Annotated in this window: 15 protein-coding genes and 1 pseudogene; 9 read left to right on the top strand and 7 right to left on the bottom strand. The window is 44.5% G+C overall.

Features of this window, described 5'->3' with window-relative positions:
* Nucleotides 1–206 precede the first annotated feature (206 nt).
* The gene (gene eno, locus HWQ36_RS03340) at nt 207–1,496 is read left to right on the top strand and encodes a phosphopyruvate hydratase (RefSeq protein WP_292698044.1); all 1,290 of its coding nucleotides are present in this window, start codon (nt 207–209) and stop codon (nt 1,494–1,496) included.
* 2,071 nt (nt 1,497–3,567) lie between these two features.
* Here eno and argC read toward each other — a convergent pair.
* Nucleotides 3,568–4,626 (bottom strand): N-acetyl-gamma-glutamyl-phosphate reductase, encoded by a 1,059-nt coding sequence (argC, locus tag HWQ36_RS03345; protein ID WP_292698046.1) that lies wholly within the window; start codon nt 4,624–4,626, stop codon nt 3,568–3,570.
* Between the two features lie 445 nt (nt 4,627–5,071).
* Here argC and ribBA point away from each other — a divergent pair, with 445 nt between their 5' ends.
* The gene (ribBA, locus tag HWQ36_RS03350) at nt 5,072–6,745 is read left to right on the top strand and encodes a bifunctional 3,4-dihydroxy-2-butanone-4-phosphate synthase/GTP cyclohydrolase II (protein WP_292698048.1); all 1,674 of its coding nucleotides are present in this window, start codon (nt 5,072–5,074) and stop codon (nt 6,743–6,745) included.
* A gap of 61 nt (nt 6,746–6,806) precedes the next feature.
* On the opposite strand, the gene HWQ36_RS03355 is transcribed toward ribBA, so the two are convergent.
* Together HWQ36_RS03355 and HWQ36_RS03360 are read right to left on the bottom strand one after the other, a co-directional pair.
* The gene (locus HWQ36_RS03355; RefSeq protein WP_292698050.1) at nt 6,807–7,685 is read right to left on the bottom strand and encodes a peptidoglycan recognition family protein; all 879 of its coding nucleotides are present in this window, start codon (nt 7,683–7,685) and stop codon (nt 6,807–6,809) included.
* A gap of 730 nt (nt 7,686–8,415) precedes the next feature.
* A complete protein-coding gene (locus tag HWQ36_RS03360; protein WP_292698052.1) occupies nt 8,416–8,646 on the bottom strand; it encodes a type II toxin-antitoxin system HicB family antitoxin in 231 nt (76 codons plus the stop codon).
* Nucleotides 8,647–8,681: 35 nt separating this feature from the next.
* On the opposite strand from HWQ36_RS03360, the pseudogene HWQ36_RS03365 reads away from it, so the two are divergent.
* A pseudogene (locus HWQ36_RS03365) lies at nt 8,682–9,098 on the top strand (transposase); the annotation flags it as partial.
* A 190-nt stretch (nt 9,099–9,288) separates the two neighbouring features.
* Here HWQ36_RS03365 and HWQ36_RS03370 read toward each other — a convergent pair.
* The 3 genes from HWQ36_RS03370 to ndhC are packed head-to-tail and all read right to left on the bottom strand — an operon-like array spanning nt 9,289 to nt 10,902.
* Entirely contained in the window at nt 9,289–9,819 is a 531-nt protein-coding gene (locus tag HWQ36_RS03370) for an NAD(P)H-quinone oxidoreductase subunit J (RefSeq protein ID WP_292698054.1), read from the bottom strand.
* Entirely contained in the window at nt 9,812–10,549 is a 738-nt protein-coding gene (ndhK, locus tag HWQ36_RS03375; RefSeq protein WP_292698056.1) for a photosynthetic/respiratory NAD(P)H-quinone oxidoreductase subunit K, read from the bottom strand. The genes HWQ36_RS03370 and ndhK overlap by 8 nt, the downstream gene beginning before the upstream one ends.
* Entirely contained in the window at nt 10,540–10,902 is a 363-nt protein-coding gene (ndhC, locus tag HWQ36_RS03380) for a photosynthetic/respiratory NAD(P)H-quinone oxidoreductase subunit C (protein ID WP_104908259.1), read from the bottom strand. Before ndhC ends, ndhK begins: the two co-directional genes overlap by 10 nt.
* A gap of 291 nt (nt 10,903–11,193) precedes the next feature.
* Here ndhC and HWQ36_RS03385 point away from each other — a divergent pair, with 291 nt between their 5' ends.
* The 6 genes from HWQ36_RS03385 to HWQ36_RS03410 all read left to right on the top strand — a co-directional run bounded on the left by HWQ36_RS03385 (nt 11,194) and on the right by HWQ36_RS03410 (nt 13,663).
* On the top strand, nt 11,194–11,529 hold the full coding sequence (locus HWQ36_RS03385; RefSeq protein WP_292698061.1) for a rubredoxin: 336 nt from the start codon (nt 11,194–11,196) through the stop codon (nt 11,527–11,529).
* A gap of 232 nt (nt 11,530–11,761) precedes the next feature.
* Nucleotides 11,762–12,781: a photosynthesis system II assembly factor Ycf48 gene (locus tag HWQ36_RS03390; RefSeq protein WP_292698063.1), complete on the top strand. Its 1,020-nt coding sequence runs from the start codon at nt 11,762–11,764 to the stop codon at nt 12,779–12,781.
* A gap of 165 nt (nt 12,782–12,946) precedes the next feature.
* Complete coding sequence (psbE, locus tag HWQ36_RS03395; protein ID WP_012411800.1) at nt 12,947–13,195, top strand: cytochrome b559 subunit alpha; 249 nt, start codon at nt 12,947–12,949, stop codon at nt 13,193–13,195.
* Between the two features lie 9 nt (nt 13,196–13,204).
* Nucleotides 13,205–13,342: a cytochrome b559 subunit beta gene (psbF, locus tag HWQ36_RS03400; protein ID WP_012411801.1), complete on the top strand. Its 138-nt coding sequence runs from the start codon at nt 13,205–13,207 to the stop codon at nt 13,340–13,342.
* An 8-nt stretch (nt 13,343–13,350) separates the two neighbouring features.
* A complete protein-coding gene (locus HWQ36_RS03405) occupies nt 13,351–13,473 on the top strand; it encodes a photosystem II reaction center protein L (RefSeq protein ID WP_094332364.1) in 123 nt (40 codons plus the stop codon).
* Between the two features lie 70 nt (nt 13,474–13,543).
* On the top strand, nt 13,544–13,663 hold the full coding sequence (locus tag HWQ36_RS03410) for a photosystem II reaction center protein J (RefSeq protein WP_012411803.1): 120 nt from the start codon (nt 13,544–13,546) through the stop codon (nt 13,661–13,663).
* A gap of 219 nt (nt 13,664–13,882) precedes the next feature.
* Here HWQ36_RS03410 and HWQ36_RS03415 read toward each other — a convergent pair whose 3' ends face one another.
* Nucleotides 13,883–13,993: a photosystem I reaction center subunit VIII gene (locus HWQ36_RS03415; RefSeq protein WP_084227157.1), complete on the bottom strand. Its 111-nt coding sequence runs from the start codon at nt 13,991–13,993 to the stop codon at nt 13,883–13,885.
* Nucleotides 13,994–14,192: the final 199 nt, after the last annotated feature.

Genomic DNA, 14,192 nt, shown 5'->3' on the forward strand with positions numbered 1-14,192 from the left:
ACCTAGCTGAAAGTCGTCAGGTAGAAATGCCATCAGCCAAAGAATTAAATAAACATTCCCTTACCCATTTTTGGCTTGCTCCCTATCCATACAATGGAAATCTTCTTTAATCTCAGCCAATAAAGTCTTTTAACAGCATAAGCTAGCGATTGGGTTAGGCAACTGGACTGGATGCGTAACAGACTCGAAAAAAGGATAAAGTACAGATGAGTAAATTTCTAGATACTGCAATTGTTGCGATCGCAGCCCGTGAAATTCTTGATTCACGCGGTAGACCAACAATTGAAGCCGAAGTACATTTAGCCAACGGTGTTGTCGGACTAGCGCAGGTTCCCAGTGGTGCTTCCACAGGCACTTTTGAGGCTCACGAACTGCGTGATGGCGATAAAAGCCGTTATGGGGGCAAAGGCGTACTCAAGGCAGTACAAAACGTCAAAGAAGCACTTGCGCCAAAATTACTAGGCTTGGATGCCCTCAACCAAGAACTGCTAGACCGCACAATGATCGCCATAGATGGTTCTGCTAACAAATCCAATTTGGGCGCGAATGCGATTTTGGGGGTTTCCTTAGCAGCAGCCAAAGCAGGTGCAGAATCTCTGGAAATTCCCCTATATCGCTATTTGGGTGGCCCTTTAGCGAATTTGCTCCCAGTGCCGTTGATGAACGTAATTAACGGTGGCGCACACGCATCAAACAACGTAGACTTTCAAGAGTTTATGATTGTCCCAATTGGCGCAACTTCCTTCCGGGAAGCATTGCGCTGGGGTGCAGAGGTGTTTGCTACCCTCAGTCAAGTATTAGATGAAAAAGGTTTGCTTACTGGTGTAGGCGACGAAGGCGGTTTTGCCCCTAACTTAGAATCTAATCAAGTGGCTTTGGAATTGCTGGTTGCTGCCATTAAGAAAGCTGGTTATAAGCCAGGAGAAGAAGTAGCTTTGGCTTTAGATGTGGCAGCTAGCGAATTTTACAAAAATGGTCAGTATGTTTACGATGGTAAACCTCACACCCCGGCTGAGTTTATTGATTATTTAGGACAACTTGTTGACCAATACCCAATAGTATCAATTGAGGATGGTTTGCACGAAGAAGATTGGCAAAGTTGGCAATTGCTGACCCAGAAATTAGGTTCGCGGGTGCAATTGGTAGGAGATGATTTGTTTGTTACCAACGCTACTCGCTTACAAAGAGGTATCCAGGAAAAAGCCGCTAACGCTATTTTGATTAAACTCAATCAAATTGGTTCTCTCACCGAAACCTTAGAAACAATTGATTTGGCAACTCGTAACAGCATTCGTTCAGTAATTAGCCATCGTTCTGGTGAAACAGAAGACACAACGATCGCTGATTTAGCTGTAGCAACCCGTGCTGGTCAAATCAAAACAGGTTCCCTCTGTCGCAGCGAACGAGTAGCAAAATATAATCGTTTGCTGCGAATTGAAGATGAACTAGGCGATCGCGCAATTTATGCCGGTACTGTGGGAATGGGACCGAGATAAGAGCAGGGGGAGCACCGGGGAAGGGGGAAATGAGGGAGATAGGGGAGATGAGGGGGCACAACTTCTCCCATACGTATCAACTTAAAGTGAAACCCTTGTCATTACCTCATATCATGCCTTATTGTACTCGTCGGTAATTGTCGCCTCACCCCACCTCGGTTTTGTCTTACGCCAAAACCTCCCCTCCCCGAACTCGCGGGGAGGGAACTATCAAATCGCTGATTATGATACACAGAAGACTCAGGGCAGCATCCCAAATGTGTAAATTCATCGGTCATGCTGAATGGAGCGTGCCTCCTGCAAAAAAGCTACGAATCGGCGCAGCGTGTGCCCTTGGAACTCAGCGCAATGTAGACAGGAAGTGGCTTCTTCCCGCAAGCGCCGATCTCACGATTCGATGTCTTTCAGACACGCTTCGCTCTTTCCTGCACTTCGTTTCGCTCAGAATGACAATAGTGAACGTTTCTTTAAATCTTTTTTGTAGTATCCATATCCAATAAAACAGACAAAAAAGGGTAGCATTCCCTAGAGACTTCACCATCTACTTTGGATAAGAAAGATGAAAACAACAAACGCGGAAACCAACTTACGAATCGGTGGAGATACATCCGACGCGATAAAGAAAACTCAATCTTCAACGCAAATCTTGTGGGCGGTTTGTCGGCGGGTTTGTGTGTCAGCGGGTTTGGTTGCGGTTGTGGGGGGCGCTTTGGGGGTGGATTTGTCGGCGGCAGAGGCTCTGGGGGCTAGGGAAGAGGGGCGAGTAGTTGCGGGGGAGCGACTCAACCAAAAGACCCCGACCCCGACGGGACTATATATGCCCAGCGATCCATCGATCACAGACGAGCCCGATGGTGTGGGCGGTGATGGGCGGCGGCGCGTTGGGGGTGGAGGCTCTGGGGGCGCTAGGGAAGAGGGGCGAGTAGTTGCGGGGGAGCGACTCAACCAAAAGACCCCGACCCCGACGGGACTATATATGCCCAGCGATCCATCGATCACAGACGATACCTGTGGTCCGGGCGGTGATGGGCGTGGGACCCCGAGACCGTGGTGGTGCGGGCGGTGATGGGCGGCGGCGCGTTGGGGGTGGAAAAAACGGGTAAATAATCCGTACGGTCCGGATGGGAGGGGAAGGGGGGGAGGAAAAGAATAATCTCGGACGACATCTATTTTATGCCTCATAAATGCAACTTCCGTCAAATGCTCTATTAGCTTGGATAAACTTATCTACCACAACTCAAGTTCGGGGCGACCCAATACCTGGCACTGCTCCCAAACTTGAGTTGACTAGGTGAGGATTTGTGCTTACTTTTATTCAGGCTAATTGTATGACCAGCCAGCAGGTGACTTCCCCAGTTTGACTTGCTGGCTGGTTTTGGTTTTGATTTATCTCGTTGACAAAAGCCCCTGTACTTCTTGGCGCGAGTCATTTTTGTTGTTGTAATCGAAATCTCACTCTGCCGTGTCGGGCATCCCTCTGGGAACTCCGGCTACGATGTACACACAAGTCCTTGAATTACCCACTCATTCCCGCAAAACCTCACCCTGCCCTGTCGGGTATCCCTCTCCTTACTAAGGCTACGGTGTACACACAAGTATGACCAGCATAGGTTTCAACTCTTCTAGTAATTTCGTGGGGTACGTTATGGACACGCCGAAATAACAAATGCGTAGGTGAAGCCCGCCGTAGGCATCGCCGAAATAACAAATGCGTTCGCTGAAATAACAAATGAGTACGCCGAAATAACAAATGAGTTCGCCGAAATAACAAATGCGTTCGCCGAAATAACAAATGCGTTCGCTGAAATAACAAATGAGTACGCCGAAATAACAAATGAGTTCGCCGAAATAACAAATGCGTAGGCGTAGCCCACCCCAGGCATCGGCATGATTGCAACAATTTAGCTTTATCACGCCAGCGTAACGCACTGCAATCTTAGGTTGATGTAGTTTTTCAGACTTGTGTATACACCGTAGCCTTACTAAGGAGAGGGAAAGATTTTAGCTACGCTAAAAGCGAGGGTGAGGTGAAAAGCGATACGGTGTAGACACCGTAGCCCCATCTCCCCAATTAAGGATAAAATCCCAACTTGGGCAACCCCAAGGTTTCATCCCAGCCCATCATCAAGTTCATACATTGGATAGCTTGACCCGCTTGACCTTTAATTAGATTGTCAATTGCTGACATGACAATCACGCGACCTGTGCGCGGGTCAACTTCTACACCGATATAACAAAGATTACTACCACTCGCCCATTTAGTTTGGGGGTAAATGCCGCTACCGCAGACTTTTACCCAAGGAGAGTTGCGGTAGAAGGCTGAGAAAATTGTGATTAAGTCATCTCGCACTAGACCTGGATCGCTCATCTTAGCATATACTGTTGCCAAAATCCCGCGTACCATTGGGACAAGGTGTGGTGTAAATTGGATCATCAGTTCGTGACCAGCTAAGTCACTGCAAATTTGCTCAATTTCTGGGGTGTGACGGTGACGACCGATATTGAAAGCTGCAATGGAATTATCTGCTTCAGATAGTAATAAGTTGGTTTGAGGTTGCCGTCCACTGCTAGATGTGCCAGCCTTGGCATCGATAATAGCTGTTTCTGGGACGATTAAGCCTTGCTTTAAGAGTGGCGAAAGTGCAAGGAGACTAGCAGTGGGATAGGAACCAGGACAGCCAATAAGTTGAGCTTCGGCAATGCGATCGCGATAAAGTTCTGGTAATCCATAAACTGCTGTAGCTGCAATGGTGCGATCGTTTCTCTCAATGCCATACCAATTTGTATAAGTTGTCAAATCACTGAACCGATAATCTGCACTCAGATCCAGTACTTTACATCCTTTTTCTAAAAGCTTGGGCGCGATTTGGCAAGCCAGACCATTTGGTAAAGACAGGAAAACTACTTCACAGCGATGAGCAATTATTTCTGGTTCTACCGCTTCTATTGGTAGATTAGCTGCATGAGCCAGATGTGGGTACAAATCCCCAAAGGATTTACCAATACTACTCTCACCGCCTAAATAAACCAGTTCGACTTCTGGATGATCCATCAGTAGCCGTACTAACTGTACTCCGCCATAGCCCGACGCGCCAACAATCCCAACGGGTACGCGTCTAAATTTGCCCATGATCTGAAATCCTTATCCCATGAATAGTTAATTCGTTCTCAGCTATCAACAATATCAGCGACTAGACTCACAGCGTACAAAACACCCCAAAGGGGGAGCATTGGCCACTTGTACTGAGCGAAGTCGAAGTATTGGGCATGGAAAAGAGACAAGGGAGACAAGGAAGAGGGAGGAGACAAGGGAGAGACTTAATTTTAATAATTCCCCCTTGTCCTCCTTGTCCCCCTGCTCCCCTGCTCCCGACTCTCCACTCCCCACTCCCCACTCCCTGCTCCCTCTCCCTAATCCTTCACTGTCGCTGCACTTTAAATCCCCACTTTGAACGGTAGAAATTTTTGCCCCGTTATCAAATCATTGCTAGTCTACTTCTCTGCCTTATAAAGGAGCTACAATCTAAAATAAGAAATTGTAAAAAAAATTTACGTTGGTAGCTGGAAATCTATCTGTGTCACAGCCTAATACTACCCAAGCTTTTAAATTTGATTCGATTGATGCCGCTTTAGCAGACCTAAAAGCTGGTCGTGTAATTGTAGTGGTAGATGATGAAAATAGAGAAAATGAAGGCGACTTAATTTGTGCTGCCCAATTTGCCACACCTGACACGATTAATTTCATGGCGGTGGAGGCTAGAGGGCTGATTTGTTTGGCAATGACAGGCGATCGCTTAGACGAGCTAGACTTACCTTTGATGGTAAGCAACATTACAGATACCAACCAAACTGCCTTCACTGTTAGCATTGATGCTGGCCCAGAATTGGGTGTCACCACCGGCATCTCAGCAGAAGACCGCGCCCGCACTATCCAGGTTACTCTCAATCCAGCCACAAAACCTACCGATTTACGTCGTCCTGGTCATATTTTCCCCATTCGAGCGAAAGCTGGAGGCGTACTCAAACGCGCAGGGCATACGGAAGCAGCTGTAGACTTATCTCGACTGGCAGGGCTATATCCAGCCGGAGTAATTTGTGAAATTCAAAACCCCGATGGTTCAATGGCGCGGTTGCAACAGTTATTTGAATATGCCAAACGTCACAATTTAAAAATAATTAGTATTGCGGATTTAATCAGCTATCGCCTACAGCACGATCGCCTGGTGTATCGTGAGGTAATTACCAAACTACCTAGTCAATTCGGCCAATTTGAAATTTATGCCTACCGCCATACACTAGACAACACAGAACACGTTGCAATTGTCAAGGGCGATCTAGCTAACTTCAAAGATGAGCCAGTAATGGTGCGGATGCACTCAGAATGCTTAACTGGTGATGCTTTAGGTTCTTTGCGCTGCGATTGTCGGATGCAGTTAGAAGCCGCACTGAAAATGATTGAGGCTGCTGGTCAAGGTGTAGTTGTATACCTGCGTCAAGAAGGACGGGGCATCGGCTTGATTAACAAGCTAAAAGCCTACTCATTGCAGGATATGGGACTGGATACAGTAGAGGCAAACGAGCGTTTAGGATTTCCTGCTGACTTACGAGACTACGGGATGGGCGCACAAATGCTGATGGATTTGGGTATTAAAAAGATTCGTTTGATTACCAATAATCCCCGTAAAATTGCTGGAGTTAAGGGCTATGGGTTAGAAGTAGTAGATCGCGTGCCATTGTTAATTGAAGCAACCGACTACAATTCTTATTACCTGGCAACAAAGGCGAAAAAGCTGGGTCACATGCTGTTACAGACTTATCTGGTGACAGTAGCAATCCATTGGCAAGATGACCCGGAAGCTGTGACGGAACGTTATGAACGCTTAGAGAAACTGCGACATTTAGCGAAAAGTAATGATTTATTATTGCAAGAAGAAGCGCGTCCGTTAGCGATCGCTATATTTGACGAGCCATCTTTGACAGTACACTTGGGTTTAGATCAAGCAAAAGTTGCTAGCTCTGATTGGTATCAACAAAGTGGTCATCCTTATATACAGGCTATTTTCCAAATTCTGGACAACCTCGCAACCTTGCCATACATCCAAAAACTAGAATTTCTGATTTCCTCTGGTTGCGATCCCTTGAGTAATTTACAAGTCCAACTGGATCGACAGACCTTCTCAGATGGTACACTGCCTTCATCAATTAGCGATCGCCTGGAAAAGCAGCAAATCTATAGCTTTAGTAAATAGCCTGGTTCAATAAATTTTGTAGGGTGTATTATCGCGTAGCATAACGCACCTTACGAATAAATTATTTACTTGCTCTATAAATTGGTCTAACCTGACGAAAAGTATTAAGTAAACTCAGAAATTTATTACCATCAAAATTGATTGGGTCAACTTTTTTACCAGAACGGTCTACGAGATGATGAGTAGTGATTCGATAATCTGGAACTTGACTTTGAGCAATTAACCAAGCAAGAGATTTATATTGATACTCTGTGTAGCCGCTATGAGTTTGTTGACTGCTACTGTCATAACTATCTGGCGGTGTTTCCAGAGAAACGTGATAAGCAAAATTATTCACAGACGCAGGTAACTTCGGATTAGTCTGCACAGTTTCCAATCCCTGTGGACTCTCAAATACTGAGTTAGCTGCACCAAAAGCTCGCTTTTCTGGCGGTACTAGATAAACCACTACCCCGTCTAGCTTGATTAAAGCGTGGTAACTTGCTTGCACACTTTCATCGTTATGGGCTACTTGAAAGAAATTAATAGCGCTGGAAGCAGAATAACCAGTTTCATGGAGGACGACAATCGGTTGGTTGTTGAGAGGTACGCCATTAACATCTTGGGCGTACCGTTCGCCATAGTTACTGGGATCAACCGAAGCAACTTGATAACTAGGTCTGTACTTTGCAAAAGCTTGAGTGGTTATGTACCTTGCTACAGGCTTATTAGTCTTGACTGGGGACTTGAGAATACGTTGAGATTTCTTCTCTAGCTCTTTTGCTGATTGGAATTGTGCCTGAGGATATTGACTCCAGGCTGTAACCTGTGGATTAGATGGATGGTATATTATCGAATTATTTTGTAATTTTGTCGCTCGTCCAATTAGCAGCACTACAATTAGAGCGGCGAACATCAGCCAGATTAGTAGCACCCTAGTCGCCCAGTCTGTAAACTTCATTTTTCTAATACCCGTAAAACGGTAGATATTAACTTATAGCTAAACTGGCATGTCTTTCGTAGAGTGCGCACTTCCGTAAACCCCTACCGTAGATGGTATCCAAACGAGAATCACTATAACACTTTAATTCTAGTCAAATATACGTTACTAGTATATGTTGGAATGCTAAATAATCGTTTTAGACACTTCTTCTGTCTATAGAGTTATTTAAATGCTATAAAAACCATCGCCTATTGCTTGAGGGAATAGTTGATAAGTTGTATCTCTACAACTCAAGATCGGAATCTCAAATCTAAGATACAAGGTTGGGTTTCGTTCCTAACCAACCTACGCAGTTTCAGGTTTTTGACTTGACAAAAGCGATCGCACTCTCACACAAACTTAGATAAAATCACGATGGTGCTACTTAACCCTAAATCTCATGAAAAGCGATGTCTGATTACAAGCCGCTCTGCGTCTACGCTCTTGTTTTTGCCCCCTTTGATACTTCCCTAATTAAGTTAACCAAACTCTCTAACTATTGTTGCTATCGGCAGAAATAGTGAGAGTTCATTACCTCCAGGTGAATTAAAATACCATGCAGATAGCGGTATCTTCATCTGCGAGACGCTATGTGTAGCTCTCTCCCCCACAAATTTAGATAAAATCACTATGGTGCTACTTAACCTTTCCTAAATCTGATGAAAAGCGATCGCTCCGCTGGGGTATGCCTACGTGCTGGAAAAAAGATTTAAGCCACTTTTAACGGTTTTTGAGGAAAAGTAATTGGCTCTGGCAAAGGTTTTCCTTGTTCTTGATACCATTCAATTAGAGACTCAATCACTTCATGTCCATGTTTAGCGGCTTCTTCATAAGTCTTACCATAAGTGTGGAATTGCTGCCAAGGGAATTCTGGTAAGTGTACCAAGTAGCAATTATCCTCATCTGACCATTGAATTACCATACTGTAGCGATCGCTCATTCTTCCTCTATTTCTCCTAGTTGCTTCAAAACACAATTCCTGATATTGTTGCTGGCGAAATTCTCAACTCAGAATTTCAGTGGCTAAGTCGAGAAAGTGATGTTTTAATCCGTGTCGAAAGTCCCCAGTATGGAAAATTTCTCGTTCTTAACGAATTACAACTCCGCTAAAAACCGGAAATGCCGCGAAGGATGCGTGCATACACAGCACTCGCAGAAGAAAAATATAATTTGCCAACGTATCCAGTACTAATTAATATTCTCAAGGCAAGTGACGCTGAAATACCGACAAGTTACGCATTAAATATTGCTGGTTTACGTGCTATTCAAGATTACCGTGTCATAAATCTGTGGGAAGTCGATGTAAACATTGCCTTTGCACAACCATTACCATCACTACTTCCATTTGTACCCATCCTCAAAGGAGGTGATAACGAGTCTACAATTCGGGAAATTAAAAGCAATTCAACAGGCAATTAAAACTGTAAATACAGTCAATGAATTACAGCAAATTTTGTCAACCAACTTGACATGAAAGACCAAAAACATAACCCCTCTCCGCCACCGGAAAGGGGTTAATCACTGCCGAAACTCAGGACTATATTGTACAGACGCGATTCATCGCGTCTCTATTCAGCAATCTCTAATAAGCGTCCTGCAACTCATAAAAATCAGGCGAGATGTAATCCTTCCGCAAAGGCCAGCCTACCCAATCTTCCGGCATCAAAATTCGCTTGAGATTTGGGTGTCCTTCGTAGATAATGCCGTACATATCGTAAGACTCGCGCTCTTGCCAATCTGCGGTCTTCCAAATCCAGTACACAGAAGGCACTACAGGATTTTCCCGTGGTAAGAACACTTTAACTCGAACTTCTTCCGGGCGATCGCTATTATCACCTACTTTATTCAAGTGATACACACTCACCAATTCCTGTCCTGGCCCAAGGTCAACACCACCTTGAAACTGGAGATAATTAAACCCATAAGCATAAAGGGCTGTAGCGGTGGGAAGCAAGAAATCTGCCGCCACCTTAATTATCTCTACACCATTCTTATCCGGTGCTGAAAACTCATGGTCAAAGCCATTTTCCGTTAACCACTGGGAAACTTTACCCGCCTGTACCAATGACTCTTCTTTCTCTGCTGGTACTGGTTTAGATTCTTCTTCAGCCACGGGTTTGTTCCTCCTTTTGCGCCTTTTCTGTCAGCAGTGCAGGTGGTATTGGCATACCAATCGCTTCTGCTAATTCCTTAGGTGGTGCAGAGCGAGTGTCTGACTGCAAATACTTACCAGTTAAGATTTCCTCTACTGGCTTCAGGTTATGAGTCGTGCTGTAGTAGCGGTGAGTTTGCTTAATTTTATCCCGCTCTTGCATCGATTCATTGGCGATTTTCTTCCGCAGCTTAATGATTGCGTCGATAATTGCTTCTGGACGGGGAGGACAACCAGGCAAGTACACATCCACAGGAATCAGTTTATCGACTCCGCGCACTGCCGTGGGGGAATCAACACTGAACATCCCGCCAGTAATTGTACAAGCTCCCATCGCAATTACATACTTCGGCTCTGGCATTTGTTCATAAAGACGCACCAGTTGGGGAGCCATCTTCATCGTAATAGTCCCTGCCGTAATAATTAAATCAGCTTGGCGGGGGCTAGAACGGGGAATTAGCCCAAAACGGTCAAAGTCAAATCGGGAACCAATTAAAGCTGCAAACTCAATAAAGCAACAAGCAGTACCAAACAGCAACGGCCACAAACTAGAAAGCCGCGCCCAGTCGTAGAGGTCATCAACCGTCGTCAAAATGACGTTTTCTGAAAGGTCTTGAGTGATTGTAGTCCGCTCAATGGGGTTGATGATTCGCTCTTTGTCCTGAGTTGTTAAGTTAGAATTCAAGACCATTCCAAAGCTCCTTTACGCCATGCGTAAACTAAAGCGACTACAAGAATTGCAATAAAGACTAGCGCTTCAATAAAAGCTAATAGCCCCAAACGGTGGAAAGCTACTGCCCAAGGATACAAGAAAACAGTCTCCACATCAAAGACGACGAAGACCAAAGCAAACATATAGTAGCGAATGTTGAACTGAATCCAGGCTCCCCCGATGGGTTCCATACCAGATTCATAAGTGGTGCGCCGTTCTGGGCTGTAACTACTAGGTCGTAGGAGCTTGGATGCTGAGAGCGCTAAGGCAGGTACTAGGCTACAGATTATGAAGAAGCCTAGAAGGTACTCGTAACCGCTGAGGACAAACACAATGAGTATCTACCGCTATGGAGTATTTTAAGTGGGGAGTGGGGGGATGAGGGGGATGAGGGAGCAGGGGGAGTAAGAATTAATAACTAATGCCCAATGCCCAATGCCCAATGCCCAATCCCTTGAATTACGTTACTTTCTTTTACATTATATATGTTTGGTTTTTCTGAAATCTGGGAAATAGATACACTTCAAGTATTTAATTAGCTTTTGATAGTGATAGAAAAGCCTGACAATTATGTCATAATTTTTAACGTATATTTAAGAATTCTCCTTTGCGAGGCCCTAGCCATGAGCGAACCAGCTGTTGAGACTCCAGTGTTAGACCACTATGAGTGTCGCGCCTGCGGTTATGTTTACGAACCCGAAAAGGGAGACGACAAGCATGATATTTCTTCGGGGACACTCTTTGCAGAACTGCCTATAAATTGGCGCTGTCCAGTTTGTAGTGCCAAGAAAACCGCTTTTGCCAACATTGGCCCCGCCGGTACTGCATCCGGTTTCAAAGAAAATCTCGGTTACGGTTTGGGTGTCAATAACCTAACGCCAACCCAAAAGAATATCTTAATTTTTGGCGCTTTAGCCCTTGGCTTCTTGTTTTTTATCAGTCTCTACGGCTTACAATGACAGCCGTTATTTGGGAAATAAGGAGTTATCGTGTAATTAAAATCACATAATTGTGTCGTTTTACCAGTTCCGTAGAGCGGCGATGACCCTCAATACCATATTGGGATAAGATTTTTTGGGATTTTTGGAAAGCTTTGTCATTCCAAATCTAAAATCCAAAATCCGAAATTGGTATAAGGTAAACCTTTTAGAGAACACCTACAGAAATTTAGAAACAACTTAAGAAATACTAATGCATTCAATTGTGAAAGGTTGGCAACGAATAGCTGCCTTGTTAATAGTAGTCATCATGTGCATCGGTTGTAGCAAAGTTCCTTCTGTGAGCTACAACCCTTGGAAAGTCATTTCTGTACCAACAGACTCGAATCTACTGGATATTGCTTTTACTAATAACTCTGAGCATGGCTACTTAGTAGGTAGCAATGCCACCCTATTGGAAACCAATGACGGTGGTAATACCTGGAAACCAATAACACTGCAACTGGATGAGCAAAAGTATCGCTTTGACTCAGTAAGTTTTGCAGGTAAAGAAGGCTGGATTGCCGGAGAACCTGGACTGTTGCTGCACACTACCGATGAAGGTGCTTCTTGGTCGCGTATTCCCCTGAGCGAAAAGCTACCAGGTAGCCCGATCGCAGTTAAGGCACTGGCAGATAATACAGCTGAAATGGCTACTGATGTGGGAGCCATATATAAGACCACAGACGGCGGCAAAAATTGGAAAGCCCAGGTGGAATCAGCAGTTGGTGTAGTGCGTAACTTGGAACGTTCTGCTGATGGTAAATACATTGCGGTTTCCGCTAAGGGTAGTTTCTACTCGACTTGGGAACCAGGGCAAGATGCTTGGGTACCTCATAACCGCAATAATTCTCGGCGGTTAGAAAACATGGGTTTTACGGAGAATGGGCAATTGTGGTTGCTAGCTAGAGGAGGTCAAGTACAGTTTAGTGATCCGACTAAACCTGAAGAATGGCAAGAGGCAAAATATCCAGAGTTATCCACCAGTTGGGGTTTACTAGATTTGGCATATCGTACACCTGATGAAATTTGGCTCGGTGGCGGTAGCGGTAATTTGTTCCGAAGTGCTGACGGTGGTAAAACCTGGGAAAAAGATCGTGAGGTAGAAGAAGTTGCTGCTAATTTGTACAAGATTGTGTTCTTAGAGCCAGAACGCGGATTTATAATTGGCGATCGCGGCGTTTTGCTCAAATATCTCCCAAACCCTGAAACCACTTCTCAAGAAGCCGCTTAGTGAGTAAGAGGGAGTGGGGAGATGAGGGAGATGAATTAATAACCAATGCCCCATTCCCAATGCCCAACGAACAATTTCTGAGAAGAACTTTGCAACTTGTAACTCTTTCTTAACTTTGTAGGATAATAAACTCAATAACACTCTATGTATAAGGTAGGGAGATAAATGTCAGGTACCACTGGAGAACGTCCGTTTTCGGACATCATTACTAGCGTTCGTTACTGGGTAATTCACAGCATCACCATCCCGGCATTGTTTATTGCTGGTTGGCTGTTTGTCAGCACTGGGCTGGCTTATGATGCTTTTGGTACACCTCGTCCCAACGAGTATTTCACACCAGCGCGGCAAGAAGTGCCAATTGTGAAGAACCGTTTTGAAGCTAAAAAACAAGTTGAACAATTTATTGGAAAGTAGTTTGAGATCATGACTAGCGGCAATAACATCAATCAACCAGTTACCTATCCAATTTTTACCGTTAGATGGCTGGCAGTACACACATTAGGTGTACCAACTGTATTCTTTTTAGGCGCGATCGCCGCAATGCAATTTATTCACCGTTAGGAGCAATTATGGCAGAAAGATCGCCCAATCCCAATAATCAGCCGGTTGAACTAAACCGGACTTCGCTATACCTGGGACTACTACTAGTTTTCGTTCTGGGGATTCTGTTTTCTAGTTACTTCTTTAACTAACTGGAACTACTCTTGTTAATTTTTGTTTATTGAACGTGTATTGATTTGTTGTTAAGGGAGGAGAGAAGCTGTGTCTGGAAGTGGGAGAATTCCCCTGTGGGTCGTCGCTACGATCGCAGGTTTAGGTATAATTACAGTCTTGGGCATTTTCTTTTATGGTGCCTATGCCGGACTCGGTTCTTCGATTTAACATTAGTTAGTTTGAACCGAACACTATAAGTTAGAATTTTCTAGCATTTGTTGAGAAATCAACCTTAAAAAAACCGCCTGTCTCTATGAGATAGGCGGTATTAATTTTGGTCATTTGTCATTTGTCACTTGTACTGAGCGACTTGTGCCGAGCGAAGTCGAGGTAAGCCGAAGTATTTGTCATTTGCAAATAACTAATGACTAATGACTCATGACTAAATCAGCTGATATCGTCGCTTTCAATGTATAAAAACAGAAATGCGAAGGTTATAGCTGGCAAAACCCAACCAATGATGGGAACGAAGATCGAAGGCAAAAAGGAAGCTGCCATAGTAAAAGTTCCTACTAAATAACACTACAATTCAAAATGAGCTTACTGCAAATTCTGCCAGATTTTTGAAATTCTTTCATATTTTTAACACAGGCAATATGGGGAGTGGAGAGTGGAGAGTCGGGAGCAGGGGAGCAGGGGGCAGGGGGGAGCAGGGGGACAAGGAGGACAAGGGGGAATTATTAAAATTAAGTCTCTC

The sequence above is a fragment of the Nostoc sp. NMS2 genome, assembly GCF_017115105.1.
Taxonomy (GTDB): Bacteria; Cyanobacteriota; Cyanobacteriia; order Cyanobacteriales; family Nostocaceae; genus Nostoc.

Excerpts from the sequence above, each read along its gene's own strand:
- eno (WP_292698044.1), top strand. The coding sequence starts at position 207 with ATGAGTAAATTTCTAGATACTGCAATTGTTGCGATCGCAGCCCGTGAA.
- argC (WP_292698046.1), bottom strand. The coding sequence starts at position 4,626 with ATGGGCAAATTTAGACGCGTACCCGTTGGGATTGTTGGCGCGTCGGGC.
- HWQ36_RS03355 (WP_292698050.1), bottom strand. The coding sequence starts at position 7,685 with ATGAAGTTTACAGACTGGGCGACTAGGGTGCTACTAATCTGGCTGATG.
- HWQ36_RS03360 (WP_292698052.1), bottom strand. The coding sequence starts at position 8,646 with ATGAGCGATCGCTACAGTATGGTAATTCAATGGTCAGATGAGGATAAT.
- ndhK (WP_292698056.1), bottom strand. The coding sequence starts at position 10,549 with ATGGTCTTGAATTCTAACTTAACAACTCAGGACAAAGAGCGAATCATC.
- HWQ36_RS03385 (WP_292698061.1), top strand. The coding sequence starts at position 11,194 with ATGAGCGAACCAGCTGTTGAGACTCCAGTGTTAGACCACTATGAGTGT.
- HWQ36_RS03390 (WP_292698063.1), top strand. The coding sequence starts at position 11,762 with ATGCATTCAATTGTGAAAGGTTGGCAACGAATAGCTGCCTTGTTAATA.
- psbE (WP_012411800.1), top strand. The coding sequence starts at position 12,947 with ATGTCAGGTACCACTGGAGAACGTCCGTTTTCGGACATCATTACTAGC.
- psbF (WP_012411801.1), top strand. The coding sequence starts at position 13,205 with ATGACTAGCGGCAATAACATCAATCAACCAGTTACCTATCCAATTTTT.
- HWQ36_RS03405 (WP_094332364.1), top strand. The coding sequence starts at position 13,351 with ATGGCAGAAAGATCGCCCAATCCCAATAATCAGCCGGTTGAACTAAAC.
- HWQ36_RS03415 (WP_084227157.1), bottom strand. The coding sequence starts at position 13,993 with ATGGCAGCTTCCTTTTTGCCTTCGATCTTCGTTCCCATCATTGGTTGG.